The 26,675-nt window shown below is 40.8% G+C and carries 25 protein-coding genes and 1 other annotated feature; of the genes, 2 read left to right on the top strand and 23 right to left on the bottom strand.

Going from position 1 to position 26,675, the window contains the following annotated elements; translation table 11 throughout:
* Window positions 1-97 precede the first annotated feature (97 nt).
* Entirely contained in the window at window positions 98-2,692 is a 2,595-nt protein-coding gene (locus tag BrL25_RS16955; protein WP_099327271.1) for a bifunctional 2',3'-cyclic-nucleotide 2'-phosphodiesterase/3'-nucleotidase, read from the top strand.
* A 100-nt stretch (window positions 2,693-2,792) separates the two neighbouring features.
* Here BrL25_RS16955 and BrL25_RS16950 read toward each other — a convergent pair whose 3' ends face one another.
* From BrL25_RS16950 to BrL25_RS16910, 9 genes are all read right to left on the bottom strand, one after another.
* A complete protein-coding gene (locus tag BrL25_RS16950) occupies window positions 2,793-4,607 on the bottom strand; it encodes a glycerophosphoryl diester phosphodiesterase membrane domain-containing protein (RefSeq protein WP_018672232.1) in 1,815 nt (604 codons plus the stop codon).
* 265 nt (window positions 4,608-4,872) lie between these two features.
* Window positions 4,873-5,850 carry a phosphotransferase gene (locus BrL25_RS16945; RefSeq protein ID WP_236847789.1) on the bottom strand — a complete coding sequence of 326 codons (978 nt, stop codon included), beginning with the start codon at window positions 5,848-5,850 and terminating at the stop codon, window positions 4,873-4,875.
* 30 nt (window positions 5,851-5,880) lie between these two features.
* Window positions 5,881-7,197, bottom strand: coding sequence for a SafA/ExsA family spore coat assembly protein (gene safA / locus BrL25_RS16940; protein ID WP_018672234.1), 1,317 nt, complete (start codon window positions 7,195-7,197; stop codon window positions 5,881-5,883).
* A gap of 138 nt (window positions 7,198-7,335) precedes the next feature.
* Entirely contained in the window at window positions 7,336-8,217 is an 882-nt protein-coding gene (ilvE, locus tag BrL25_RS16935) for a branched-chain-amino-acid transaminase (protein ID WP_018672235.1), read from the bottom strand.
* Window positions 8,218-8,277: 60 nt separating this feature from the next.
* A complete protein-coding gene (gene pheA / locus BrL25_RS16930; RefSeq protein WP_018672236.1) occupies window positions 8,278-9,150 on the bottom strand; it encodes a prephenate dehydratase in 873 nt (290 codons plus the stop codon).
* 36 nt (window positions 9,151-9,186) lie between these two features.
* The gene (thrB, locus tag BrL25_RS16925) at window positions 9,187-10,125 is read right to left on the bottom strand and encodes a homoserine kinase (RefSeq protein WP_018672237.1); all 939 of its coding nucleotides are present in this window, start codon (window positions 10,123-10,125) and stop codon (window positions 9,187-9,189) included.
* Window positions 10,126-10,142: 17 nt separating this feature from the next.
* On the bottom strand, window positions 10,143-11,201 hold the full coding sequence (gene thrC / locus BrL25_RS16920) for a threonine synthase (RefSeq protein WP_018672238.1): 1,059 nt from the start codon (window positions 11,199-11,201) through the stop codon (window positions 10,143-10,145).
* Window positions 11,194-12,519 (bottom strand): homoserine dehydrogenase, encoded by a 1,326-nt coding sequence (locus tag BrL25_RS16915; RefSeq protein WP_018672239.1) that lies wholly within the window; start codon window positions 12,517-12,519, stop codon window positions 11,194-11,196. Before BrL25_RS16915 ends, thrC begins: the two co-directional genes overlap by 8 nt.
* A 28-nt stretch (window positions 12,520-12,547) precedes the next feature.
* Window positions 12,548-12,994 carry an ACT domain-containing protein gene (locus BrL25_RS16910; protein ID WP_018672240.1) on the bottom strand — a complete coding sequence of 149 codons (447 nt, stop codon included), beginning with the start codon at window positions 12,992-12,994 and terminating at the stop codon, window positions 12,548-12,550.
* A 214-nt stretch (window positions 12,995-13,208) separates the two neighbouring features.
* Between BrL25_RS16910 and BrL25_RS25225 the strand changes: the two genes are divergently transcribed.
* On the top strand, window positions 13,209-13,361 hold the full coding sequence (locus tag BrL25_RS25225) for a hypothetical protein (protein WP_003338374.1): 153 nt from the start codon (window positions 13,209-13,211) through the stop codon (window positions 13,359-13,361).
* A gap of 61 nt (window positions 13,362-13,422) precedes the next feature.
* On the opposite strand, the gene BrL25_RS16905 is transcribed toward BrL25_RS25225, so the two are convergent.
* The 14 genes from BrL25_RS16905 to BrL25_RS16840 all read right to left on the bottom strand — a co-directional run bounded on the left by BrL25_RS16905 (window position 13,423) and on the right by BrL25_RS16840 (window position 26,666).
* The gene (locus BrL25_RS16905; protein ID WP_018672241.1) at window positions 13,423-14,178 is read right to left on the bottom strand and encodes a PilZ domain-containing protein; all 756 of its coding nucleotides are present in this window, start codon (window positions 14,176-14,178) and stop codon (window positions 13,423-13,425) included.
* A 36-nt stretch (window positions 14,179-14,214) separates the two neighbouring features.
* Window positions 14,215-15,492, bottom strand: a complete 1,278-nt coding sequence (obgE, locus tag BrL25_RS16900; protein WP_018672242.1) for a GTPase ObgE — start codon at window positions 15,490-15,492, stop codon at window positions 14,215-14,217.
* A gap of 15 nt (window positions 15,493-15,507) precedes the next feature.
* Complete coding sequence (locus BrL25_RS16895; RefSeq protein WP_018672243.1) at window positions 15,508-16,092, bottom strand: Spo0B domain-containing protein; 585 nt, start codon at window positions 16,090-16,092, stop codon at window positions 15,508-15,510.
* Window positions 16,093-16,217: 125 nt separating this feature from the next.
* Window positions 16,218-16,511 (bottom strand): 50S ribosomal protein L27, encoded by a 294-nt coding sequence (gene rpmA / locus BrL25_RS16890; protein WP_026315215.1) that lies wholly within the window; start codon window positions 16,509-16,511, stop codon window positions 16,218-16,220.
* A gap of 5 nt (window positions 16,512-16,516) precedes the next feature.
* Window positions 16,517-16,873 (bottom strand): ribosomal-processing cysteine protease Prp, encoded by a 357-nt coding sequence (locus BrL25_RS16885; RefSeq protein WP_018672244.1) that lies wholly within the window; start codon window positions 16,871-16,873, stop codon window positions 16,517-16,519.
* The gene (gene rplU, locus BrL25_RS16880) at window positions 16,873-17,184 is read right to left on the bottom strand and encodes a 50S ribosomal protein L21 (RefSeq protein ID WP_018672245.1); all 312 of its coding nucleotides are present in this window, start codon (window positions 17,182-17,184) and stop codon (window positions 16,873-16,875) included. The genes BrL25_RS16885 and rplU overlap by 1 nt, the downstream gene beginning before the upstream one ends.
* Before the next feature lie 11 nt (window positions 17,185-17,195).
* Window positions 17,196-17,277: a sequence feature (ribosomal protein L21 leader region), on the bottom strand.
* Window positions 17,278-17,334: 57 nt separating this feature from the next.
* Window positions 17,335-18,846: an Rne/Rng family ribonuclease gene (locus BrL25_RS16875; RefSeq protein ID WP_018672246.1), complete on the bottom strand. Its 1,512-nt coding sequence runs from the start codon at window positions 18,844-18,846 to the stop codon at window positions 17,335-17,337.
* Window positions 18,847-18,951: 105 nt separating this feature from the next.
* Window positions 18,952-19,794: a M50 family metallopeptidase gene (locus BrL25_RS16870; RefSeq protein WP_018672247.1), complete on the bottom strand. Its 843-nt coding sequence runs from the start codon at window positions 19,792-19,794 to the stop codon at window positions 18,952-18,954.
* Window positions 19,787-20,590: a M23 family metallopeptidase gene (locus tag BrL25_RS16865; protein ID WP_018672248.1), complete on the bottom strand. Its 804-nt coding sequence runs from the start codon at window positions 20,588-20,590 to the stop codon at window positions 19,787-19,789. Before BrL25_RS16865 ends, BrL25_RS16870 begins: the two co-directional genes overlap by 8 nt.
* A 140-nt stretch (window positions 20,591-20,730) precedes the next feature.
* Window positions 20,731-20,931, bottom strand: a complete 201-nt coding sequence (locus BrL25_RS16860; protein ID WP_003338386.1) for a cold-shock protein — start codon at window positions 20,929-20,931, stop codon at window positions 20,731-20,733.
* Window positions 20,932-21,343: 412 nt separating this feature from the next.
* A complete protein-coding gene (gene rodA, locus BrL25_RS16855; protein WP_018672249.1) occupies window positions 21,344-22,477 on the bottom strand; it encodes a rod shape-determining protein RodA in 1,134 nt (377 codons plus the stop codon).
* A gap of 197 nt (window positions 22,478-22,674) precedes the next feature.
* Window positions 22,675-23,469 (bottom strand): septum site-determining protein MinD, encoded by a 795-nt coding sequence (gene minD, locus BrL25_RS16850; RefSeq protein ID WP_018672250.1) that lies wholly within the window; start codon window positions 23,467-23,469, stop codon window positions 22,675-22,677.
* A gap of 29 nt (window positions 23,470-23,498) precedes the next feature.
* A complete protein-coding gene (gene minC, locus BrL25_RS16845; RefSeq protein WP_018672251.1) occupies window positions 23,499-24,170 on the bottom strand; it encodes a septum site-determining protein MinC in 672 nt (223 codons plus the stop codon).
* Between the two features lie 93 nt (window positions 24,171-24,263).
* Complete coding sequence (locus tag BrL25_RS16840) at window positions 24,264-26,666, bottom strand: penicillin-binding transpeptidase domain-containing protein (protein WP_018672252.1); 2,403 nt, start codon at window positions 26,664-26,666, stop codon at window positions 24,264-24,266.
* Between the last annotated feature and the right edge of the window lie 9 nt (window positions 26,667-26,675).

Here is a 26,675-nt window from a genome sequence, read left to right as displayed (position 1 = left end):
TACTCCCCCCAAATTGTCTGTCGAAATTTAAAAACTTGTGATATGATCGAACTTGTCCAATTCTCAACATTTATAATATTTTAAGGGGGCTTTTCACTTGAAGAAGACACATCTAAACAGTGTGCTAGCTACCTCAATGGTGCTAAGTATGTTTGCTCTTCCTACAGCTCATGTAGGCGCAGAAGGAGAAAGCATTATTAAATTACGTTTAATGGAAACAACAGATATCCATACAAACGTAGTGAACTATGACTACTATAAGGATGCTCCAACTGACCAATTTGGTCTAGCTAAAACAGCTACCTTGATCAAAAACGCACGTGGTGAAGTTACGAACAGTGTTTTGTTTGACAATGGTGACTTGATTCAAGGAAATCCACTTGGCGATTTCATTCATGAAAAAGGATTGAAAGACGGAGAGGTTCATCCAATTTACAAAGCGATGAATCTACTTGATTATGAAGTAGGTAACATCGGTAACCATGAATTCAACTTTGGCCTTGACTATCTACAAGCTTCACTTAAAGGCGCAAAATTTCCATATGTAAATGCTAATATCTATATCGACGACAAAGATAACAATCCTGATAACGATAAAAACTACTTCACTCCTTACCACATCTTTGAAAAGAAGGTAAAAGATGAGAGCGGGAAAGAAGTTACAATTAAAATCGGTGCAATCGGATTTACTCCTCCACAAGTAACTGCTTGGGACAAGGGTCACTTAGAAGGTAAAGTAATTGCTAAAGATATCATTGAAACTGCAAAAAAATTCGTTCCACAAATGAAAAAAGAAGGCGCAGACATCATTGTTGCAATTCCTCACTCTGGATTTGAAAAGGCTCCAGCAAAAGGAAATGACGAAAATGCCGTTTACTACCTAAGTAAAGTAGAGGGCATTGATGCTATCCTGTTTGGTCATGCTCATAAGCTGTTCCCTAGCAAAGATTTTGATGGGATTGAAGGCGTTGACACAACAAAAGGTACTATCAATGGTGTTCCATCTGTTATGCCAGGCTTCTGGGGCGATCATCTAGGTGTTATCGACCTAACTCTTAAGCAAGTAGATGGAAAATGGCAAGTGATTGATTCTACAACCGAAGCACGTCCAATTTATGATGTTGCTACCAAAAAAGCTCTTGTAGAAGCTGACAAAGATATTCTTAATGCTGTAAAAGAAGACCATGAAGACACTTTGGGCTATGTTCGTGGACCGGTTGGGGAAACCAAAGCTTCCATCAACAGTTTCTTTGCATTAGTTAATGACGATCCATCTGTCCAAATCGTTTCAAATGCGCAAAGATGGTGGGCAGAAAAAGCAACACAAGGCACAGAATTCGAAGGAACTCCAATCTTGTCTGCAGCTGCACCATTTAAAGCAGGTGGACGTAACGGTGCTGAATACTATACAGACATCCAGTCTGGTACTATTGCTGTTAAAAACGTCTCAGATCTATATATCTATCCAAATACAATTAAAGCTGTTTTAATCGACGGTAGCCAAGTAAAAGAATGGTTGGAGCGTTCTGCTGGACAATTTAATCAGATCGATCCAAACAAAAAAGAAGAGCAAGCATTAGTTAATGATGCTTTCCCAACTTATAACTTTGATACGTTGGATGGAGTAGAGTATCAATTCGATCTGACTCAGCCTTCCCGTTACGATATCAAAGGTACTTTGGTTAATGAAAAGGCTAATCGCGTAATTAACCTACAATATAACGGTAAACCTATCGATCCTAAGCAAAAATTCATCGTGGTAACAAACAACTATCGTGCTTTCGGTGGTGGTAATTTCCCTGGCATCGACGGTTCTAATGTAATTATCGATTCCCCAGATGAAAATCGTGAAGTATTAATTAACTACATTAAAGCTCAAAAATCCTTTAATCCAACAGCTGATGGAAACTGGGGTTTTGCACCAATCAAAGGCGACGTAAAAGTAACGCTAACATCTTCTCCTAAAGCAAAAGAAGTTGCTGAAAAGCTTGGATACATCAAACATATTGGTGAAGGTGAAAACGGTTTTGCTAACTACAGCATTGACCTTTCTACAACAACTCAAAAAGTAGCTGAATCTGCGGATACTTCTAAAGAAGACGTGAAAAAAGAAGAGCCTAAGAAAGAAGATGCTTCTAAAGAAGAAGAAGTGAAGAAAGAAGAGCCTAAGAAGGAAGACGCTTCTAAAGAAGAAGAAGTGAAGAAAGAAGAGCCTAAGAAAGAAGACGCTTCTAAAGAAGAAGTGAAAAAAGAAGAACCTAAGAAGGAAGACGCTTCTAAAGAAGAAGAAGTGAAAAAAGAAGAACCTAAGAAGGAAGACGCTTCTAAAGAAGAAGTGAAAAAAGAAGAACCTAAGAAGGAAGACGCTTCTAAAGAAGAAGTGAAAAAAGAAGAACCTAAGAAGGAAGACGCTTCTAAAGAAGAAGTGAAAAAAGAAGAACCTAAGAAAAACTCAAATAAGCTGGTTGCTGTTCGCGCAACGGCTGAAGGCCTAGGCATTCAAGTAGCCTACGATAATAAAACAAGAAGCGTTACTTTGACTAAAGGTGATGCCAAACTTGTTTATGTACTTGGTGCTTCAGAAGTAATTGTTAATGGTAAAGCCGTAGAAACAAATTCTGACATCGTGAAAAACCGCCTATTCCTACCAGTTGGTCTTTTGGAGGAAACTTTCGGGGTAACAATTAAATAATTAGATTAAAAAAGAGAAAGGGACTCCCTTTCTCTTTTTTAATAAAGCCAAAAACGTCTATATTAGATCAAAAATAAAAGGAGAGAAAGATCCTCTCCTCCTACTCTATACGTATAAATTTCTCAAACATTGACTCCATCGTCTCAGTTGCCACTCTGAATGGACCGTATTGTTTATGTTCCTGAGTAATCTGCCAAATTGCTTCATGAACATATTCAGGATAATCGGTAATAACCCCATCAACCCCCATTTTTAAGAAGGTATAAATGGATTCATAGCTATTGGCAGTCCATACATAAACCGCTTTATTTAATGACTTGGCTTCTTTCAATACAGACTTGTTCAGCATGTATTCCTCCATTACGAAAAAATCACCTGGTAAGTCTTTTAACCCTGTTCGATTAGCAAATAATACAAACCCTACTTGTAAATTCGGATTGGTTCTCTTTACGTTATACACCACTGTATCATGCAAGGACTGAATAACACATTCCGTTTCAAATTTATTTTCTTTCAATATGCGTAGCAGGCTAGTGATAACATCCTTTTCCTGCTCGTACCCATGTAGTTTTACTTCTATGTTTAATTTTATTTTATTCTTAGCAAATTTGATGACTTCGTCTAATGTACTAATCTTTCCACTATATCTTCCTTGTTGCAGTGTGACTTCTCTTAATTCAGCTAATGTCATCTCATAAACATGTTTATTTATGCCTGCAAGCCGAGACAAATTAATATCATGTATAACAACGAGTTGTTTATCTTTCGTCTGTAAAATATCAATCTCTGCATAGTCAGCATGCGCGTCAATAGCTCCTTGTATGGCTTCCAGTGTATTTTCTACCCCTTTTTCCGTAGCACCTCGATGTGCCATGGTTATTGGTTTATGCTCGAAAGCAGGAAACACATACAAAAAGTTAACGACAGCTATAATAACCACACTCACGATAGCCATGTAGCTAATGAGTAATTTGTACTTATGTCTTTTTACAAATGTAGGATGTTTATCTGGGCAGACATGAGGATCATCCATTACTCGAATTTCTTCCTCACCAGCTTTACGAATATAAAACCAAGTCATAATGGATAGCATTAATGGTGTCAAAAAAATGGCAAAGATATAGATGAGATGTGTATATGCTATCGCTCCTAAAGCAGCCAAGTAGCTATTGCTTGTTGATGTAGAAAGTCGGTACAATAGTTCAGAAACCCCATCTACAGATAAAAACAATAAGAAAAGCCCCGCAATGGTAAAAAGGGCTACAATAACAATACGCCCTAAATTCTTTTTGACAATTTCCCCACTCTTTTTAGCCGCTCTCCAAAAGCTTTTCTCCTCAAGCACTATAATCGGTAAAGCAAACATCCAACGAATGTTAATACAAAATACTAATAAAAGCACACCGATATACAGATAAACACCATATTCCATTTTAAATAATTCGCCTGTGATAAAATTAGGGATAGCTAATGTCGGAAGTAAAGTGCTACTGACCCCTAACTTCATTAAAGGACGCAATAACAATAGATAGAGGGCAAAAACAGGCAAAGAAAAAGTAAAAAGTGCTTGCAATGGTGACAACGCCTTACGTAACACAAAACGTAAATGCACTTTCTGTTCTTTACCCGCGTAATAGATCAGTAGGATTAATACAGCAAATTCATAAAAAATGATCAAAACAGAAAATATCATCAACAGCACACTGGCTAATATTCCATACTCAGTAAGAAAAAAGTACAAGAGATTCTCATTTGCAGCATAGGTATACCCACTCTGTTGAATTAAGTTTTTCAAAACTACTGATAAGAATGGAATTACAATTATGATAGTAAATAAACGGTACATAATTTCAAACAACAAGATATTCCAAAAAGAATACTTCAACGTCTTCCAAGCGTATTTAAATAAATTCATCCAGTCTTCTCCTTACAACTCACCATCTTTATCTTTTATGTTAACCTCTATGATTGATCATTTCGATATGAAATCATGCTTATAATTATAGGATAAAATTTATTTATAAGTAAAGTTTTACTAGAATTGATAACTGCTTTAATGAAAACTACATGTTTTTCTTTCAGTGAAATCAGTAATTTTAGACTGCTAGAGCTATTTTCGTTCATAAATGATCATGAAGTGCCATTTTGAACAAAAAAGAGCGACCTGTGTCGCCCCTTTATTAAAAATAGCTTTCTTTAAAGAACCTTCTACGTTCACGTTTTAATTTTCGCTCCAGTTGCAATAGGTGCGTGACACTTTTTATTCGGTAGCCTGGGAGCTTATTATAGATACCTGTAATCTCACGCAAGGGATTATCTGGGTAACGGAGTAAATGATGAATAATTTGAATTTCATCATCAGATAGATGCTTAATCTTGTGATAAGATTCGATTGCCTGATGATAAACACGCTTATCGTACTCATGCAAAAACAGCATGCGACTTGCTATCTGAACTATATCTACAATCTGCATATCAGGAGCTACGGTATCTAGATCAATTAAGTAACAACTGCCCGATTCCTTAATTAAAAAGTTGTGACTAGCTACATCTCGATGGGCTAAGGTGCCATAATAATGGGCCTGCTCCATCTGTTGGCTAATTGGCATTTGATAAGCTACCTGTATTACTTCCTGACCTTCTCTCTTAATCTCTTTAGCCATGCTTTGAACCATAACTTCAAAACGATTTTGTGGACCACGTAAAGAAATTCGTTTTGAGATACGCTGAAATTGTTCCAGTCTCCTCTCCCATTTCTCTAAAAGAGGCGGTTTCCTAATTTCCATCTCGGACAAAAAAGGGGAAGTGGGAAATCCCTCCGCAGTTAGATGAAACCTCGCCAATGCAGTCGCTGATTTTTTAATATCTCCTACATTCGTATAAGTAGCATCTCTACCATTTATTTCCTTCATCACAGTGTAGAATCGTTCTCCAATCGGTTGCACTTTTTGTCCATAGGAGTTCGCTACGTATTTCACGGTATTATAAAAACCTTGTTCTTGTAGTACGTCAGCTAAATGTGTAACCCATAAGGCCTTCTCTTCTTCCACATACCCTTTGACAATCCATGCCCCTCGATCGGTGCGAACAGAAAAAACGCTCCGTTGTGGTTTAATTCCATATATTTGGCAGCGAAACGCTTTTTCTAACGCTTTCAAAAAGTTGGCATCCATTTCTACTGTTTACCTTCAGCAGGACGTAAACGAAGATTCTTCATGACCTTTATCCCATTTAGGCCACATTTCGGGACGCGGTAAACTGGGATTGGCAGGCATGTGATGGGTGTGATGTCCATACATATGTGAAGAAGAATGTGGGTATGGCTGGACTTGCGGGCATGGTTCGACCTGCGGGTACGGCTTCATTTGTGGGTATGGCGTAGCCTCCGGATACGGCTTCATTTGCGGATATGGTCGCATTTTGGGTGCCGGATATGGCCGGGGCATTGGAGTCACTGGATAAACAGGTGGATAAGGATGAATCGGTTGATGGTACCCTGGGTAAGGATGAGCAGGCTTATGTTCTGAAGTACAATCATACTCTCCCCATTTATAAGTATTGGAAGCACTACTTTCATGACATGAGTAGCTATCTTCTCCTTTTGGTCGATGATGCGGCTGACCGCTATGCTCCGTGCAGCTAGTGCTAGAAGGACTTGGACTCGTAGTCTGATCTGGGCAATGTGGGCTAGAAGTAGTTGAAGAATAGTCTGGATAACTTGGTTGAACATAAGGTGGGCAAGGTGGGCAAGCTGGGCAAGGTGGGCAAGGTGGGCAAGGTATTACAACTGGTGGATACATTGGAATGCATGTTGGTGGTGAAATAGGTACTTGATACATAGGTGGATGTGGTAATGGCATCGGTCTTTGTATTGGCGGCTGTATCGGTGGCAGTGGCTGTGGTTGTAACGGTGGCTGCGGCATCCTTCTTGGCATTTCTTTCTTTGGTGGGAACGGCATAGGCTTTGGTACAGGAACTGGTTTTGGTACAGGAATTGGTTTTGGTACAGGGATTGGCTTTGGTACAGGGACTGGTTTTGGTACAGGGATTGGTATTGGAATTGGAATTGGTCGCTTTGGCATCTCTTTTAAAGGTGGGATCGGTAATCTTCTCGGTCTTTCCTTAGGAGGAACTGGCATTACTGGTGGCTGTTCTTGTTTCGGTGCAGGTACAGGTGCAACAGGAGGTGGCACAATTTCTTCTGGCTGTGGTATAACTGGAGACTCCATCATCTCTGGTGATTCATAGGCTGGAGGTATCGGCATCTCCTTTCTTGGCACATGGGGTACTGGTCTTTCTTTCATCGGTCTTTCCTTTTCAGGTCTCTGTTCCATTCCTGGTCTTCTAGGCATACCAGTTGGAATTTTTACTTTCATACCAGGCATAATTTTATCCGGATTTTTTATTGTTGATTTATTTAGGTTCAATAGTTCCTGAAAGTCGACACCATATTTCTTAGCGATTTTCCACATGGTGTCCCCTTTTTGTACGATATGGATCTTCACAATTGCCTCTCCTCTCATACTTGAGTCCCTACCATGTTATGCGCCTCTAGGCGTTTTGCTCCTGTGCAATTTACCTCATAAAAAAACAGAGCCACGACAATATTCTGGCTCTGTCTCATTTATTTTTTGATTTTTCCCTTATTCGTATACTTTAACACCGTCTTCTTGGACATAACGACGGAATTCTTCCAATAATTGTTTCGTAACAGGACCCGGTTTTCCATCACGAATGATCCGTGCATCCACCTCAGATACTGAGATCACCTCTGCTGCTGTTCCTGTCAGGAATACTTCATCAGCGATATAGACATCATGACGAGTGAAAGGTTCTTCTTTAATCACATAACCTAGTTCCCTAGCGATATCCATAATCGCTTGACGTGTAATTCCATCCAATGCCCCTAAGTATGTAGGAGGAGTATAAATGACACCTTTTTTTACAAGAAAAATATTATCACCGGAACCTTCTGTTACATAGCCTTCACTATTAAGCATTAACGCTTCACTAACACCAGCCATGCTAGCTTCCATACGAACCATCACGTTGTTCAAATAGTTCAAGGATTTGATCTTTGGATTCAATGCGTCTGGTTTGTTTCGTCGTGTTGGAACTGTCACAATTTTTAATCCAGTCTCATATAATTCTTGCGGAAAGAGTCGCAGTTGTTCAACAATAATAACAATATTTGCCTTCTTACAGCTCCGAGGATCAAGACCTAAATCCCCATCGCCGCGCGAGATCACAAGACGTATATAGGCATCACGCAGTTCATTTTTTCTAACGGTTTCGACTACGGCATCCATCATTTCTTCAATCTTCATTGGAATAACGAGCATGATGGATAGTGCGGATTCATATAAACGTTCGATATGCTCTTGCAGGCGGAATACATTACCATTATAAACACGAATGCCTTCAAAAATTCCATCGCCATACAAGAAGCCATGATCATAGACAGAAATTTTCGCATTTTCTTTTTCTACAAATTTACCGTTTAAGTAGATCAACTGCTGCGTCATGCTACCTTCACCCTTTTTTCTAACGTTTTTGAATAGTATAAATCTACAAACAGCATAGCGTCAATTCTTTTCACCTATACCCCTATAGGCAAACACGGGATAGCTACCCAGCACACGAACCTGACACCCTAATGCTTCTATCTCCGCAAAAGCACCCGGCATTAAAACTGAATCCATACTCTGTACAATATCCAATACAAAATGATAGCTACCCAGACCTTTTTTCGTAGGCCGTGACTCAATGCGAGACAAATTCAATTTACGCCAGGCGAATGCTGCCAATACCTGATATAGTGCACCTGAATAATCTTCTGGTAATGTGACCAAAATAGTTGTTTTGTACTTATCAGATACAGGTAAATCTAACTGACTTTTTCCCAGTAACACAAATCTTGTAAAATTGTTAGCATAATCCTGAATGCTCTCTTGAGCGAAAGAAAGCGGATATATCTCAGTATTTAATCTCGTTCCTATAGCTGCCCATGGTTGGTCTGGTTGTTCACTTACCAGTTTAGCGGCCAAAGCCGTACTGTTGGTATATTCAATCTCTACGTGTGGCAAATATTTTTGTAGGAACAAGCGGCACTGAGCGATGGCATGCGAATGAGATAAAACCTTTGTAATCTGTTGTAGGGGTAGAGGTTCCGGCCTAATTGCCATTAACAAATGCTGTGTGATCGGCATAGCTAATTCCGCTAAAATAGGTAAGTTCTCCCCATGTATCAAGCCATCCATTGTTAAATTAACCGTTCCTTCAATAGAATTCTCAATGGGTACCACACCAAAATCGGTCTGATTAGTATAAACTGCTTCTAGCACATCAAGAATGCTTACGTATGGCTTAGTTGAAAGCTCCTCTTGAATTGGCAAATGACGTACTGCCTCCTCTGTAAATGTGCCAGATGGTCCTAAAAAAGCTAGCATTCTCCCCATTATACTCCATGCTCCCATCTGATGTTTTTCTAAGCATTATGCTGTATATACAGGGCTTGTGTCAATAATTACACCATTATCATCAGGAAGGAGCACCATGGTAGAATAGCTTAATTGATTCTTCAGCATGACTTGTTCAATAAACTGTACCAGTTTCTGCTCCACTTGATCATTTTCAAAAAAGCAGAGAATGGTTGGTCCTGCTCCTGACAAGGCCGCTCCTAGGGCACCATAATCTTTAGCTTTTTCCACAATCTCAGATAGACCAGGAACTAAAGCTGTACGATAAGGTTGATGTAAGCGATCCTGCATAGCAGTAGCTAATAAATCTAACCGGTCTTGAGCAAACGCAGCAATCAATAAACTTGCGCGTGAAATATTATAAACAGCATCTTCACGGGAATATTGATCAGGCAATGCTTTCCTTGCTTGATGAGTAGGTAATTCAAAATCAGGAATAACTACCAGTGTCTTCAACCGCTCAGGAACCGAAAATTTAGCATAGGGGACTTGCTCATCTTCATTATCTGGTAAAGCTGAAACGATTAGACCACCAAATTGCGAGGCACCTACATTATCTGGATGCCCTTCCCAACGGCTAGCTATCGTAAATAGCTGTTCATCCGTATACGGCTTACCTGCAAGGGTGTTTGCTGCTACCAAAGCTCCTACAACTGCTGCGGCACTACTGCCAAGCCCTCTAGTCAAGGGGACTTCCGTCTCTACTTCAATAGATAATTCAGGTGCAGGAAGCGAGGCCTTCTCAAATAAGAAGGCCGCCACTTTGTAAAGTAGATTGGTTTTATCTTGGGGCAAGCTAGCTAGTTCTGATCCCACTAATCGAATCGTAGTCTGGTCGGCAATGCTCATGGTTATGGTTGTGTAAAGTTGGAAAGCAAGACCGATTGTATCAAAACCAGCCCCCAGATTGGCTGTGCTAGCTGGTACTCTCACTGTTACTCTCTGCTTAGACATGTTGTTAGACACCTACTTTACTTTTTGATCAGTTCCATGACAGCTTCTCTTGTCGCAGGTACTTTCACTGGCTCATTAGCAATTGTCTTAATCGCAATGCTCGGATCTTTTAACCCGTGACCAGTTAAGACGCAAACAATACGGACTCCTTGTTCCAACTGTCCCATCCGACGTAACTTAATGATACCTGCAAAGGAAGCTGCGGAGGCTGGCTCACAGAAGATTCCCTCCTTTTTAGCTAAAAGCTGGTACGCTTCTAAAATTTCCTCGTCTGTCACGCTCTCTATGCGTCCATCTGATTCCTTCAATGCCTGTAAGGCTCCTTCTTTACTAGCAGGATTACCAATACGAATTGCTGTTGCAATCGTTTCAGGCTGTTCTACAGGATGACCTAAGACAAGTGGTGCTGATCCTGCTGCTTGAAAACCATACATTTTTGGCAGGGAGGTAATGTTTCCAGCACCTTTATATTCTTTAAATCCCTTCCAATAAGCTGTGATATTACCTGCATTTCCAACTGGGATTGCTAAAATATCGGGAGCTTCTCCTAAGCGATCACAAATTTCAAATGAAGCTGTTTTTTGCCCTTCAATTCTGTATGGATTTACCGAATTAACTAACGTAATTGGTTCTTCTTTTGTAATTTGTTGGACAATACGTAAAGCCTCATCAAAATTTCCATTAATTGAAATCACTTCTGCTCCATAAGCAATTGCTTGAGCCAATTTTCCAAGTGCAATGTTACCATCTGGAATTAATACAATACAACGTAATCCTGCACGAGCTGCATAAGCAGCAGCAGCAGCAGATGTATTACCGGTCGAGGCGCACATAATGGTACTGCTTCCCTCTTCCACTGCTTTGGCAACTGCCATCACCATGCCTCGGTCTTTAAAAGACCCGGTTGGATTTAACCCCTCATATTTAAAGTAGAGTTCAACTCCCCATTCTTCAGACAAGCGGGCTGCATGGACCAATGGTGTATTTCCTTCATGCAAGGTCAAAAGAGGTGTATTTTCTGATACGGGCAAAAATTCTTTATACTGTGCAATAATCCCTAGTCTATGCTTACTCATTATGAACAGCACCTGCTTCCTTATCTATGCCTTCCACTTGATAGTAACTTTTAATTTCGTTAATCACATCCATGCCCTCTAATGTTTGTAGTACGGATGCAACATTAAATTTGGAGGCAGTATGTGTAACCATTACAATTTCGGATTGGCCGCTATCTTGATACGGCTGCTGAATCACCTGATCTAAACTAACATCTTTCTCTGCTAAAAGGTTTGTAATTTGAGCAAGTACTCCGCGCTTATCTGCAACGATTAGACGCATAAAGTATTTCGAGAATTTCTTATCATCAGTCTTTAGTTTTTTCTCTTTATAGGGGGCCACTGTTCCACGTCCATTAACACCTAATTTCATATTTTTTACAACGGTGATCAGATCAGAAACAACTGCTGTCGCTGTTGGCATCTCACCAGCTCCAGGACCATAGAACATCGTTTCTCCCACCGCTTCACCATGTACATACACCGCATTAAACACGCCATTCACAGAAGCTAATGGGTGAGACTTATGAACCATTGTAGGTTGTACACTCACTTCAATCTCGTCATCATCGCGACGCGCAATACCAAGTAGCTTTACTTCGTAGCCTAATTTTTTACCGTAAGCAATATCCTCTTTACTAACTTTGCTAATTCCTCTTACCTGTACATCTTCTAAATTCATCGGAACACGGAAGCCTAGTGTAGAGAGGATGGCCATCTTTCTAGCAGCATCAAATCCTTCTACATCGGCAGTCGGATCAGACTCTGCATATCCAAGGGCTTGAGCTTCAGCCAAAACTTCCCGATACTCAGCCCCTTCTTTGCTCATTTTAGTCATGATATAGTTAGTCGTACCATTCACAATCCCCATCATTTTAGTGATTCTATCAGAGGAAAAACCTTCCACCAAAGCACGAAGAATAGGGATTCCTCCAGCAACACTCGCTTCATATAAAACATCGCATTTTTTTTCTTGTGCTTTATGCAGTAGCTCTGCTCCGTGCAACGCCATTAAGTCCTTATTTGCCGTTACTACATTTTTTCCTTGTGCAAGGGCCTTTAGCAGATAATCCTTTGTAGGCTGTATGCCACCAATCACCTCAACAATGACATCGATATCCGGGTCTGCTAATAGATCATCCGCATTGGTGGTAATTTTCGACTGATCGACTGCTACAGTTCGGGCTTTTTCTTTGTCTTGTACCAGAATCTTATGGATTTCAATACTCAGACCCGTTTGGTTAAACAAATCCTCCTGATGTGCATCCACAATCCGAACCACACCTGTTCCCACTGTTCCAAGTCCCATCAAACCTACTTTTACCTGCTTTTTATCCATGTTTACGCCTCCTTAGTTGTCCTCGATCTTATCCTCTACCCACGATCATCGCCTTGCGCACCCCATGTAACTTTTCAAGTAAATCTAAAAACTCCGTTGTTGGCATATGTAGCTGTGCCATATCCACTGACATCGCCACATTGGCAATCCCTTGTAATGGAATGGTTTGATTGATTGTCAGTACATTCCCGCCCTTTTCTGCCACGAATTGCAATACTTTCGATAAAATTCCAGAACGATGCTCGAGAGTAAGACTGACGGTCATAATTTTTTCACTCATCATAGCGTTGAAAGGGAAAATCGCATCTTTGTATTTATAAAAAGCGCTACGACTAAGCCCAACCCGTTCGACCGCTTCATTTACCGTATCGATTTCACCTGATTCCAACAATTTTTTAACTTCAATCGTCTTCGCGATCGATTCTGGGAGGATGTCCGCTCTAATTAAATAGAATTTTTCATCTCGTTTACTCATGTGTCCTCCTGAAAAATACAAGTGTTTTCTTATAAAGGACATTATACGCTGACTACGATACTCTGACAACCCCAAAAAGCGGATTACATGAAAGCTACTATCGACGCACACACTAGGCTGTGACAGCAAAATAGGCAAAAAGCCTATACTGTCCATGTTTTTCCAATCATATAGCATGTACCCCATCTTACTTTTAATGAAGGAGGTGTAACGAATGGGTGGACGCGGAAAGTCTGATAAATCTCAACGACGTAACCACAATGGTGTAGGAAAACCAGGATCTCTGGATCAATTCGGAAAAAAATTAGATGAGAAGCGCATGGCAGTCTCTCCAAATTATCAGATAGACAACGAGCGCGGGGGTTGATTGACGCTCACAAAACAAAAAGGCACCTCGTTTTAACATAACGAGGTGCCTTTATTAAGGTTTAAGATAACATCGTCTTGTGATAGGCGACTAACTCAGCATGCTGAGCAGGATCGACATCTGTGATAGAGAGCATAACAATTGTGATATTATTATCAAACCGTTTTTGAATTACTTTCGTCATGGCTACTACTTCCGTTTTCGTACGTGGAATTACAAACGAGAGATTAACAAAATCCCCCTTTGCCAAATAACCATCTGTTCCTACATGAAGCTCCTTTTCTGAGAAGCTTAGGAGTACTCCCTCTCCCAGCTCTTCATTTGGTTTAGCTCCCATTCGCTTGTAGGGAACATTAATAATAAAGTCAGGCTTAACCAATTGTTGTGCCTGATTTTCTCGATCACCAGACTGGTTATTCGTGAGAGCGGATGCTTCTTGCTTACTTCCCTTTAATTTCGCTAGGATAGCTTGACGATTAGCATCATGAGAACTTACAACAGAGGAAGAGGTTTGCCCTTTCTGCTGCTTCGATCCCTCAACTACTGATTCTATGCGTACAGGCAGTAGTCCCATAATAACAACCGGCCATGCGATTTTTTCTGTATATACCTCGTAGGCTCGATACTCCTGACCTTCATTGAAACGCACATGAAGAATACAACCCAAAAAAGTAGGATTCGCCTGATCTAAAATACAAGAGAGTAACAAATAGTCTCCCTTCTGATACTCTATCATAGCATCCTTTAGAGCAACGGATTCATTTTCACGTGATACGTGTACAATGGTACCGCGTACAAGCTGTTTGTCTTCCCCCATAGTCCCCATCTCATCACACTCACTTTTAACGAAAGTTTACTCTTGGAACTCAAATTCGAATTTACCAATCTGAACGGTATCTCCGTCTTTCGCACCACGCTCACGTAGGGCCTGATCAATTCCCATCGTGCGCATTAAACGTGAAAAACGCTGGATGGAGTCATAGCTGTTCAAGTTAGTCATCTTCGTTAATTTTTCAAGCTTGTCACCACTTACCACAAATATGTCATTCTCTCTTGTAATGACAAACGGTATGTCTTCAGGCTCTGCTTTAAACACAACTCTTTCTTCTACTTCTACTACTTCTTCTACTTCAAAACGGTCTGGAATCGTCTCAAGTAAATCACTAATAGCATACATGAGCTCTTGTACACCCTGACGAGTCGCGCCAGAAATCGGATATATTTTCGCATCTGGACATTTTTCACGGAAAGCCTGCAAATGCACTTCTGCATCTGGCAAATCCATTTTATTAGCCACAATAATTTGTGGTCTGTCTTCCATGCGGGCATTGTAATGTTTAAGTTCTTCGTTAATTTGAAGGTAATCCTCGTAAGGGTCACGTCCCTCAGTCGCTGCCATATCGATCACATGTACAATCAGCCTTGTACGCTCAACATGACGTAAAAACTGATGACCAAGCCCAATACCTTCATGAGCACCTTCAATAAGGCCCGGTAAATCAGCCATAACAAAGCTTTTTTCACCTAGGTCTACTACTCCTAGATTTGGAGCGATTGTTGTGAAATGATACGCAGCAATCTTAGGCTTTGCTGCTGTAACGGAAGATAGAAGCGTTGATTTTCCTACACTCGGATAACCAACTAAGCCTACATCCGCAATCAGCTTTAATTCCATACGAATATAGCGTTCTTGACCTGGTTCACCGTTCTCCGCAATCTCTGGAGCCGGATTAGAAGACGTGGCAAAACGAATATTACCTCGTCCGCCGCGGCCACCTTTGGCAATGATTGCACGTTGACCATGTTCAATAAGGTCAGCAATCACTTCTTGTGTATCATCATCGTACACAGTAGTACCTGGAGGAACACGAACAATCATATCCTCTGATCCAGCACCATGCATCCCTTTTGTTCTTCCGTGTTCACCACGTTTTGCTTTAAAATGTCGTTGGTAACGGAAATCAATAAGCGTACGTAAGCCTTCGTCCACGACAAAAACAACGTTCGCTCCCTTACCACCATCTCCACCCGCAGGACCTCCGAGTGCTACATACTTTTCGCGACGGAATGAAACTGCTCCATTACCGCCGTCTCCACCTTTTACATAAACTTTTACTTGATCGACGAACACGAAATTGCCACCTCTCTACATTTTGCAAGGAAAGCTCATTTCAGCAATCCAGCCTGTATCGGTATGTATTTGTTCACTTACGAGCTTGGCCATACCCTTGTGATCATGAATAAGCTTTTCCACTTCCCCTGCAACTAATGCAGAGACCTGACCTTCCAAGTCAAAGTTGGCAAATACCTCATTATCTGCGTGAAACAATGTCACCGCTAAGTGAGGATGCTCCACTTGTTCCGTATGCAAGTGATGCTGTAATAGCCCGATGCAAGTTGAAATCAAATAAAAAAAGCTATCGCTTTGCATCTCTAGCTTGGTCACATCTACCTGTGTTTTAACCTCTACTTCTACTATTATGTCTCTATTTAACGCATTAAACGTCAAAAAGAAAGCAGACAAACGCGAACAGTTTATGCGAGCAATCATACTTTCACGGTGAGCTTCCTCCGTCACTTTTTGTAGGTAAGCCTCCCCATCTTGGTAGCGTCCCAACTTCAAATAAGCATGGAGAACCTGGAGATGATTGAGCCAATCATGACGGTCCTGGTTTAAAATCCTCAATAACGTGTCCGCATGATCCGTTATAAACTTTTGTTCGTCCTTCATGTTTTCCCACCTGTCACTATATGGATTCCATCTTTTATTTTAACATAAGTACGAGTAGAGTAAAGGAGGATAGTGAGTAAAAAGAAAAACCCAGCGATTGGCTGGGTTTTAGCTTCTTGTCGTTATTACGCTTCAGCAACAACTGGTTCGATCACAACTTGTTTGCGATCGCGTCCCAGACGTTTGAAACGAACGATTCCGTCAGCTTTCGCGAACAAAGTATCGTCGCCGCCGATGCCTACGTTAGCACCTGGATAAATTTTTGTTCCGCGTTGGCGAACAAGAATGTTACCAGCTTTTACGAATTGGCCGTCGCCACGCTTTGTACCAAGGCGCTTAGCGATGGAGTCACGACCGTTCTTTGTAGAACCTACCCCTTTTTTGGATGCGAAGAATTGCAGGTCCATAGTGAATAGCATGTTCATCATGAGTGAGCACCCCCTTGCCATTTTGAATCTTGTACAGAAATATATGTTCCGTAGTTTTGGGAAATACCCAGTAGAGCAACCACTGTGCTTTCCGCCAGTAGTTGTTGCTTCTCTTCAAGAGTTGGATCATCCAAAGATGAAACCCGCCACTTTAAAAATCCGCCCTCTTCTGTGTTCATTTCCACATCCGGCTTCAAACCGAGCAAAAGATGTACCGCATTCAGGTTGCCTAAAATAATGGCCGATACAGCAGAACAAACAATGTCCTCCCCGTATTTACCAGCATTGGCATGCCCTGTCATAGCAATCTCTGCAATGCCCGTCTGAGATCGAATCACCTCGACCTTAACCATTACGCGTTGATCTTTTCGATAACAACTTTAGAGAATGGTTGACGGTGACCTTGCTTACGACGATAGTTTTTCTTTGCTTTGTACTTGTACACGATAACTTTCTCACCTTTACCGTGCTTTTCAACTTTCGCTGTTACAGTTGCACCAGCTACAGTTGGAGTACCCGCAGTTACTTTACCATCTTTGCTTACGAACAATACTTGATCAAAAGTAACTGTTTCGCCTTCAGAAGCAGTTAGTTTTTCGATGTAAAGGGTAGCACCCTCTTCAACTTTGTATTGTTTACCACCTGTTACGATAATTGCGTACATTCTATTGCACCTCCTATACTCAGACTCGCCTTATGCAGGTGTGGCTTTAAAAACCAACTTACTAAAACCTGATTCGCGCGGTTACAGTATGCTTCAAGGTACAAGCATAGCTGCATAACAATCAGAGAATATCATACCCAGCAGAAAAGGTCAAGAAAAACGTTTAGAATCAGCCTTTTTGCCAACATGTAAAATCTGATATTCACTTGGGTGCATGGTTTCACGTGAAATAAATTGAACCATGACACCCCATTCCTCCGCAAATTTCTCACGCCTTCCTTCCGCTTGAACATACTGATAAACATGAGGATGAAAAGCGGCTACAATAGCCTCTGCTTCCTGTGCTCGGATCAATGCCTTAGCCTCTCGAATAAAGCGTCCAGCTACTTCCTGTTCCGTTAAGATTCTCCCCTTACCACTACAAGTGATGCATGCTTTGGTTAGAATGGAGGATAGATTGTTTCTTACCTTTTTCCTTGTCATTTCCAATAGGCCTAATTGCGTAAAACCCATGACATAACTATTGGTTACGTCTTTTTCTAATTCTCTCTGTAAGGCTTCTTGTACAATCTGTTGGTTTTTCGCCTGCTTCATATCAATGAAATCAATAATGATAATGCCACCAATATCGCGAAGTCGTAGTTGTCTAGCAATCTCTTGGGCTGCTTCCACATTGGTTGCGGTGACGGTATCTTCTAGCTGCTGACCACTCTTACCCGTAAATTTCCCTGTATTAACATCGATAACGGTCATAGCTTCTGTCTGATCGATTACCAAGAAACCACCACTTTTCAGCCATACCTGCCTATACAGGGCTTTTTCAATTTCTTTATCGACACCATAGGAGTCTAACACAGAGGTTTTCCCTTGATAAAATTGAATTTTATTAAACATGGCTGGGTGAATAGCCTTTGCCTGTACTCTAAGCTCATGATACAACTCTGCGTCATCCACTACTATTTCTACCATCTGATCTTCAGAGCGATCTAATAAAATACGGCTCACTGCATTATCTGCTGATAAAAGAAGGGACGGCGTTTTTTTCTTTCCTGTTTCCTGAAGCGCCGTCTTCCACTTTGCACGCAGGAAATCAAGTTCTATTTGCAAATGCTCCAGGGAAGCCTCCTCGGCCATCGTTCTTACAATGATTCCTTCCCCCTCAGCCAAATTATCGGTTGCCCACACTCTTAGTCGTTCACGTTTTTTGGCATCTACAATTTTACGTGACAAAGAGATAAGCCCTGCAGATGGCAAATAAACCAGCATGCGCCCCGGCAAGCTGATTTCGGATGTAAGTCTTGGAGATTTACTCCCTATCGCTTCTTTGCTAATTTGGACAATTTTTTCTTCGCCTACTTGCACTAAAGTCCGAATATTAGGTTTGGCTGCCCCTCGGTTCTGTACTTTCCAGCCTGGGGGCAACGCCTCGTCAATATATAAAAACGCTTCCTGTTCTTCTCCGATATCTATAAAGGCAGCTTGCATGGCTGGTAAGACTTTTTTTACTCGCCCTCTATAAATACTGCCAACCGCTGCCATTTGTTTGTCTTGTTCCATTGTCAACTCAGCAAGTCGACCTGCTTCCATGACAGCAATACGTGTTTCTTCTATGTCACGGCTCACGATTATTTGTTGGAGAGCACGTTGTTGTTTTTTGTTCAACTAATTTTCCTCCTGGAGGTCTGTCCTATCACTCATTGTAGCGCATTTCTACTCGATTTGAAAAATAGTAGAACTGCTTGTAACATAACCCAAAACCGTCACAAGCTACAACAAGCTACTGATCCAGTCTCGCTGGCGCCGTTCAACTAGACAAGCATAGAGTACATTCTCCTCAGGTAGTACACCACCTTGTTTACCTGTTATATAAAACAAATGGTATTTACCTTTTTGTAGCTTATGGGTAGCTTCCCAAACAGATAGAGAAGATGGAACACGAACAGGCTCTATCCTGTCTAGTCTGGGTGCTCCCTGATATCTTTTATGTAAAAAACGAACAAACTGATAAGGAAAGCGCTTGTATGCTTGCCCATTGGTAAGAGCCAAATAGATCGCAACAGCAGTTAGATTAGCATGAAAGAACCAAACTCCGGCTCCCAGCAGTAAAATAGCAAATCCACAACTACTACTAAATGATAAGATCGCCGCTTTCCGATAAGAAATGAACGATGTTAATACCGCTTGCACAATGCGCCCACCATCTAAGGGCCACATCGGTAATAAATTAAACAAAGCAATCATCATATTACTTTTCATAAAAAAATGGGCCCAATGCTCCGACCAAATACCTAACCACCAAAATAGAAGAGAAAAAAAAATCATAACGATATTCATAAAAGGGCCCGCTAATGCTACTACAATCTCGTCTATAGCATCTGCTGAGGGGGATTCCTCCATAACTGCAACCCCACCAAAGGGTAACAATTGAATCTCTTTTACTTCCCATCCGAGTTCACGAGCCGCCGCTATATGACCAAGCTCATGAATAAGTACAATGATGAAAAGCGCAATCGTTTCTATAAAATAGCCAGCCATTACAGCTAGACCAATGACCAGCCAAAATAAAAGATGGATGCGGACACGAATACCGCCTGGCCAAAAGTCATTCAAATGAAATCACGTCCAATGGATTAATAAATTTCCCGTTTTGTTTCATCGCCATAAATAGGTAACGCGTGTTAATCTCTTGATCGGTAAAAGGTTTAGCAACTCCAACAAGGTCCTTTGTATTCACCCAGTCGTTTACAGATACATTTACCTTTTCAAGATTTCCATACCAAATCTCTCGACCATCGGTATACTGGATGATTACAGTGGTTCCATAGCCAGGTTTTTCCCCAACAGAAGTTACCCAGCCGGTATCCATATTGAGGACTTCTCCTTTATTCCCTAAATCAACAACTAATTTGGCACTTTTGGAATCATACTCCTTTGCTATTTTCCACTCCTTTGGCAAACTCCACTTACTTAGCTGATAGGCATTTGCTGGCACACTCTCCTTTTCTTTTTTATCAAAAAGAACCGGTAGCGCACTTGGTGAGTGACCTGTAACTTGTTCATACCATACCGCCACACCCTCAAAATTGAAATCGCGTGTCATCACTTCTCTTGATAAATCTCGCCATGTATTTGGAACACCAAATGGACTTTTTAATAAAACATACGCTATTCCAATAACCGCCAAAGAAAGATATATTTGCCTTTTAAAGTGATAACCCACCGGTTTGCTAGGGGGAGTCTCGTTTGTGAAATCAGTGCTTCTTGAATATTGATCCGGGATAAACACTCTTTCCAGCGGATCATGTAGATCATCAATGTGTGGCGGCATACTGTCGCGCGATTGTAAGAGAAGCTGTTCTTTTCTTTCCTGCCTTCTATCCTTTACCCGTTCTCTCTCATGAAACATGCATCCCACCCCCTTTTCAGGAGTATATGACTTGTCTACGTGGGATATGACAATGTAAAACAAAGCTGTACATCGATAACATAAATGTAAAAAAACAGCCCCTCAAAAGAGAGACTGCTTCTTTTTATACATATTTGATCTTACAGACGATTAACGTTAGCAGCTTGTGGTCCACGGCTACCTTGAACGATTTCAAACTCAACTTTTTGACCTTCTTCAAGAGTTTTGAAACCTTCAGTTTGGATAGCGCTGTAGTGTACGAATACATCTTCTCCGCCTTCAACTTGAATGAAACCAAAACCTTTTTCTGCGTTAAACCATTTTACAGTACCTTGTTGCATGGAAAAAACCTCCTAGAAATGGACTGACCCAGGTTAATGAGACATTGAAAAAACACCTATGCTACCTGTTTTCCATACTCGTATGGGGACAGGTAGCATAGGTGTTTTTTCAATGTCTCATTAACCTGGGTCAGTCCATTGTTTAATACGATTCAGGAGGTGCTTTTTCCTTGTCTCAATTTACTGGGTCACTTCAAAATGTTCGCCTTTTCAGACGATTAAAATATCTGTTAACCATCACTTAAAGCTTGTTTCAAGGAAAAAAGCCGTGCCCAACAGAGACTTGATCACATGGTGACGCTATCTCTGAAAAGCACGGCATATCATCCAATCCATCAAATCACTAGGTAAGTAAAATGGTTAACTTACCTTGAATATATCACACATTTATTGGTTTGTCACGATTTTTAACTTAATCGAAACTAAGTTTCTGCTTCCTCATCCCAATATTCAGCACTACACCTATTGTTAAGAAGTTGGTTAGAAGAGAACTTCCACCATAACTAATAAATGGTAAAGGCAAACCAGTAATTGGCATTAACTGAATGGTCATTCCAATATTTTCAAAGATTTGAAACGTGAGCATTCCAACCACACCTGATACCACATAAGCACCAAATGGATCATTACACTCCATAGCAATCCGAATCATTCGATAAACCAATACGAAAAACAAGATCATCATAATTCCTGCACCAATAAAACCCAGACGTTCTGCAATGACAGTAAAAATGAAATCACTCTCACCAACTGGTACCCACAACAAGCTAGCCTGTGTAGCTGTGTGTAAGCCTTTGCCCGTTAACTGTCCAGAGCCAATAGCAATAAGGGATTGTAAAAGCTGAAATCCTTGCCCTACTGGATCATGATATGGGTTTAACCAAGATTCAATACGAGCCCATTGGTAAGGTTTAATCAATTTAAAAAAGATATCTTCTTTATGATAAATATAAACATAGGAAACCAATCCTACTGCAAAAGCAGCAATCCCACTAAAGCTAATCATGTGCCGTACACGAATACCACCGACGATCAACATAGTTGCTAGTATGGAACAAAAGACTAAAGCTGTCCCCAGGTCTGGTTGTTTAAAAATCATGAGAAGCGGTACCCCTATGATCAAAAACACAGGCCACCATTCATAGAGATAATACGGCTTACCTAATTTTTCTTCACGCTTGGACATATAATGTGCTGTAGCTATTATCGTAAAAATTTTCATTGGTTCAGATGGTTGAAACAGAACGACACCCAGATTATACCAACTAGTAGCATTGTTAATCGCCTTCGTAAAAAATACACCGAAAAGTAAAACTAACCCTCCAGCGTACACGATATATGATAGTTGCCGAAACACACGATAGTCGATAATCAGTGTACAAAACAATACGCCAAAACCAATACCATACCACATAAGCTGCCGATTTGCTGTCGCCACTCCTGGGGCAGAGCCACTAATACCGAGATAACTAAACAAGCCGAGACCTAGGAGGATTAACAGAATCAACCAATCCAACTGTTTTATATATCGTTTTTCAAAATCCATCTTTTTCCCCCGTGCATGATAAGGTCTAGTATCTGTAAGTCTTATATTATTCTGAAATGCAAAGAAAAACTTGAAAACCAAACCTTTGGCACTAAGAACCTTCGTTGCACTTTGTTAAGATAAAATTTCCATAAGTTCGGATCAGTAAAAAAGAAACAGGAGTATACCCCTGTTCTCTGTTTCTCGACTAGTTTTCCTTATTTTAAGCCAAAAAACTTACGGAACTTATGAAAAACTCCTGGTTTATCCTGAAGTGGAAGTAAGGGAACTGATTCCCCTAACAAACGCCTTGCTACATTTCGATAAGCTAAGGAAGCGCGAGATTCATGATTCATAACTGCCGGCTCACCTGCATTTGCAGATTTAATGATATATTCATCATCAGGAATCACACCTAGTAAATCAATGGCAAGCAAATCCAGAATGTCTTCCACATCTAGCATATCACCATTTTTAACCATATGAGACCGTACCCGATTTATTACTAATTTAGGCATTCCTACATTTTCACGTTCGAGCAGACCTATGATGCGATCTGCGTCACGCACCGCTGCCTTTTCCGGAGTTGTCACAACAATAGCCTGATCAGCTCCCGCTACGGCGTTGCGGAAACCTTGTTCAATACCTGCTGGACAATCAATAATGACATAGTCAAAATCACGCTTCAATTGAGTGACGATATCTTCCATCTGGTCTGTTGTAATCGCCGATTTATCCTTGGTCTGTGCTGCTGGTAATAGCGACAACGTCTCAAAGCGCTTATCTTTAATTAAAGCCTGTTGCAAGCGACAACTACCTTCCGCTACATCAATCAGGTCGTAAATGATACGATTCTCCAGTCCCATGACTACATCCAGATTGCGCAAGCCAATATCTGTATCTACCATACACACCTTCTGGCCATTGAGAGCCAATGCGGTTCCTATATTAGCAGATGAGGTGGTTTTACCCACTCCACCTTTCCCTGAAGTAACAACTATTGCAATACCCACGTATGCTCCCTCTCCTTCATTCCGTACCGTTATGCTTTCTTCTCACCCAAATCTGAGCGTAAGCGATGCAAAAAGTTCATTTTAGCGACTACCATCCGATCCTCTTCCAAATAAGCAAACTCGGTAGTACCACTATAGTCCGACCATTCATCTCCCGGACGGCTGATTACTTCCGCAATTCTCAGCTGGGTAGGGTGTAAGCAAGCGGAGGCGATTACAGCATCTTTGTCGCCATTCGTTCCCGCTTGCGCTACGCCACGAAGATTACCTAACACGAAGATACTCCCCGTACTTCTAATTGTACCACCAGGATTAACATCACCCAGTAGCAAAATATCTCCGTCGTACTCTAATACCTGACCGGAACGAACCGTATTTGTTTGTACAATCAATCCGGGAGCTTTGGCTTCTTTGCATGCTTCTTCTTTAAGAATCACATCCGAGTCGATCATATGAATAACCAGATTACCCTTCAACCGAATAATCTGCGTTAACTCTTCCTGTTGCTCTGGAGTGCAATAACGTTTCCCAAGTTTTAACGTAATCCTGATGAGAGGACCACTGAAAAATTGTTGATGGCTGTGCTCGATTTTTTCACGTAAATCATCTAAAAGCTCCGAGAATGAGCACGTATCGTCCATAAAAAAGACAAGCCCATCTTTGGTTCCTTTGATGATTACTTTACTTTTGGCCGTATTCATGGAGATGTTTCACCTCGACCGTTACCATTCGCCATTTACACAACAAACTCCTGCCTCGCTGATAAAAAACTCAGCGAATTTATCTTAGAAAGCCTACTCTGTCGGCGTTACCGTGCTACTAAGTGGATACAAGGCATGATAGGCTTCCAGCAATTCACGTGCAATCTTATCTGAACCATGTCCTCCAGAATGAGGAACCACTACCACGAAGGAAATTTTAGGTTTTTCGTAAGGTGCATACCCAAGGATCAATGAGTTATCAGAAGTTGTTCCACCTGTTTGAGCAGTACCTGTTTTAGCAGCTACACTAAATGGTAAACCTGCCATTGCTGTCGCAGCGGTACCTCCAGGCTGAGTAACACGACGCATCCCTTCTTGAACCACCTTGAGGTAGCTTGGATTAATATTAATTTTATTTAAGACCTGTGGCTCTATAGTTGTAATTACATCGCCTGGCTTCTTAGGATCAATAGATCCTTTTCGAATTTCTTTAACCATATGCGGACGAATTCGATAACCGCCATTTGCAACTGTAGAGACATATTGAGCTAATTGGATAGGAGTAAAACTATCATACTGTCCAATTAGAGCATCGGCAATACGACCCATCTCAAATGTTGGAGCTGGCCAACCGGCTTTTTCACTTGGTAAATCAATTCCAGTTTTAACCCCTAGACCAAATTGCTGATTGTAAAAATTAATAACCTTAAAGGATTCACGATAGCTATTTCCTTTTGCTATTTCACGTTCCTTTAATCTCCATCCCATAGTATACATGTAGGTGTTATTAGATACAGCTATTGCTCGTCTGGCGTCAACTTGACCATGGCCACCTAGTTTCCAGTTCCGTTTCTTAACATCCCCAAATTGGAAATAACCAGGGTCAAAAATCGACTCATTGGGTGTTGTTAATTTTTCTTGTAAAGCCATCATAACCGAAATTGGTTTAACTGTAGAGGCTGGTGGATATACCCCTCTTGTAACGTTGTTAAGCTGTGCAGGGGCAACTACCTTTTCATAATTCTCATTGAATTGCTTTCGATTATAGTGGAGGTTTAAATCGTAATCAGGGTAGTTAGCCATGGCCAAAACCTCACCCGTATTAGGATTCATCACGACAGCAGAAGCAGCGTTCACTTTTCCTTTAGCAGAGCGTCTCATGTCATTGACATTCCGTTTGAGAATTTCTTCTAATTTACTTTGAAAGCGATAATCCAAGGAAAGGATCAAATCATTTCCAGGTATTGCTTCACGGGTTCTTCCTTTCACTACCGTCTCTGCATCCTTGTTTACCTGCACATCCATAATGCCATCTTTTCCACGCAAATCTTTCTCATAATATCTTTCTAATCCCTCGACTCCAATACGATCTGTCTTGGAATAACCCATCGCGAGATACTCATTGACCTGACTTGCATTGATTGGACTGATATAGCCAAGAATATGTGTGGCAAAGGCTCCATCCTCATCTTGTCTAATTTGACGAACAGGTTCAACAATTACATTAATACCAGGTAATTCACTTAAATTTTCATTGATTTTGGCTACTTCAATTTCAGTAGCGTTTTCCTTGATGCGACGAGGAATAAATTTAGGCATGCTATAATCTCGCATACTATTTAAGATGCTAATGCGATGCCACTGATATTGACGTTGTTCAGGGGTTAATGGTAATGCCACCTCCAAATCAAATCTAGCAGCATACTGAAGTAATTCCGCATCCGTTTTACTGCTCAGCTGACTAACAGAAGGCATCTTATTTAAGAGTGATTTTACTTCCTTTTGCAAAGATTCCTTTACTTTGTCTTCAAGAGCAATTGGATACGGTACGTTAGCTGTGATGATGTATTTTAATAATTGACTGTCATAAGCTGTCTTCGTATCCACGTTTTTGCCATCTACCTGAATCGTTGCTGGCAATTTTTTTTGTAAAGCCTCACGATCATTTTCATCGAAAGGGGAACGCACTGTAAGTCCTAAAGCAAAAGCTGTTTTTACTAAATCATAGTCCTTTATACCCTTTAATTGATCCGAATTAGGCAGAGCATTTATTTTTGGTGTTAATTGCTGAATGACCTTCTGAGATTGCTCAGGCTTTAGAGTGACTGGTAATGTTGTCTGTAATTCAGTTGCTTTTTTTATCAGCTCTTTATCAGTCCCTATCTTTTCATCCATTTGCAACAAGCCCGTCAGCTTTTCAGCTACTGCTTCTTCATTAATTTCCCGTTTTTGCTCAGAGGTATAAGTAACCGTAAAAACAGGCTTATTCGAGACCAAAACATTATGGTTCACATCTAAGATACGACCACGTGGTGCAGGTATTGGCAATTGTCTAATACTATACTTTTCTAAATCGTGTTGATATTGTTCTCCTTCTACGATTTGTACATAAGCAAGTCGTAAAATGACAGCTGCAAAAAATATAAACACGAAAAAAAACAAAACGTTTAATCTAGTGGCAATATGGGATTTAGGTTGTTGTTGGTTCTCTCCCATTCGAGCTAC

This window comes from Brevibacillus laterosporus DSM 25 (genome assembly GCF_002706795.1).
Taxonomy (GTDB): domain Bacteria; phylum Bacillota; class Bacilli; order Brevibacillales; family Brevibacillaceae; genus Brevibacillus_B; species Brevibacillus_B laterosporus.
This window is presented reverse-complemented; position numbering and strand designations above follow the sequence as displayed.

What these genes read in the sequence shown, in the direction of transcription:
- BrL25_RS16895 (WP_018672243.1), bottom strand. Translation starts at nt 16,092, where the DNA reads ATGAAGGACGAACAAAAGTTTATAACGGATCATGCGGACACGTTATTG.
- thrB (WP_018672237.1), bottom strand. Translation starts at nt 10,125, where the DNA reads ATGTCTAAGCAGAGAGTAACAGTGAGAGTACCAGCTAGCACAGCCAAT.
- rplU (WP_018672245.1), bottom strand. Translation starts at nt 17,184, where the DNA reads ATGTACGCAATTATCGTAACAGGTGGTAAACAATACAAAGTTGAAGAG.
- rodA (WP_018672249.1), bottom strand. Translation starts at nt 22,477, where the DNA reads ATGGATTTTGAAAAACGATATATAAAACAGTTGGATTGGTTGATTCTG.
- ilvE (WP_018672235.1), bottom strand. Translation starts at nt 8,217, where the DNA reads ATGACGCAGCAGTTGATCTACTTAAACGGTAAATTTGTAGAAAAAGAA.
- BrL25_RS16865 (WP_018672248.1), bottom strand. Translation starts at nt 20,590, where the DNA reads ATGTTTCATGAGAGAGAACGGGTAAAGGATAGAAGGCAGGAAAGAAAA.
- BrL25_RS16910 (WP_018672240.1), bottom strand. Translation starts at nt 12,994, where the DNA reads ATGAGTAAACGAGATGAAAAATTCTATTTAATTAGAGCGGACATCCTC.
- BrL25_RS16860 (WP_003338386.1), bottom strand. Translation starts at nt 20,931, where the DNA reads ATGCAACAAGGTACTGTAAAATGGTTTAACGCAGAAAAAGGTTTTGGT.
- BrL25_RS25225 (WP_003338374.1), top strand. Translation starts at nt 13,209, where the DNA reads ATGGGTGGACGCGGAAAGTCTGATAAATCTCAACGACGTAACCACAAT.
- thrC (WP_018672238.1), bottom strand. Translation starts at nt 11,201, where the DNA reads ATGAGTAAGCATAGACTAGGGATTATTGCACAGTATAAAGAATTTTTG.
- minC (WP_018672251.1), bottom strand. Translation starts at nt 24,170, where the DNA reads ATGAATACGGCCAAAAGTAAAGTAATCATCAAAGGAACCAAAGATGGG.
- BrL25_RS16885 (WP_018672244.1), bottom strand. Translation starts at nt 16,873, where the DNA reads ATGGTTAAGGTCGAGGTGATTCGATCTCAGACGGGCATTGCAGAGATT.
- BrL25_RS16950 (WP_018672232.1), bottom strand. Translation starts at nt 4,607, where the DNA reads ATGAATTTATTTAAATACGCTTGGAAGACGTTGAAGTATTCTTTTTGG.
- BrL25_RS16915 (WP_018672239.1), bottom strand. Translation starts at nt 12,519, where the DNA reads ATGGATAAAAAGCAGGTAAAAGTAGGTTTGATGGGACTTGGAACAGTG.
- rpmA (WP_026315215.1), bottom strand. Translation starts at nt 16,511, where the DNA reads ATGCTATTCACTATGGACCTGCAATTCTTCGCATCCAAAAAAGGGGTA.
- pheA (WP_018672236.1), bottom strand. Translation starts at nt 9,150, where the DNA reads ATGGGGAGAATGCTAGCTTTTTTAGGACCATCTGGCACATTTACAGAG.
- BrL25_RS16840 (WP_018672252.1), bottom strand. Translation starts at nt 26,666, where the DNA reads ATGGGAGAGAACCAACAACAACCTAAATCCCATATTGCCACTAGATTA.
- BrL25_RS16905 (WP_018672241.1), bottom strand. Translation starts at nt 14,178, where the DNA reads ATGGGGGAAGACAAACAGCTTGTACGCGGTACCATTGTACACGTATCA.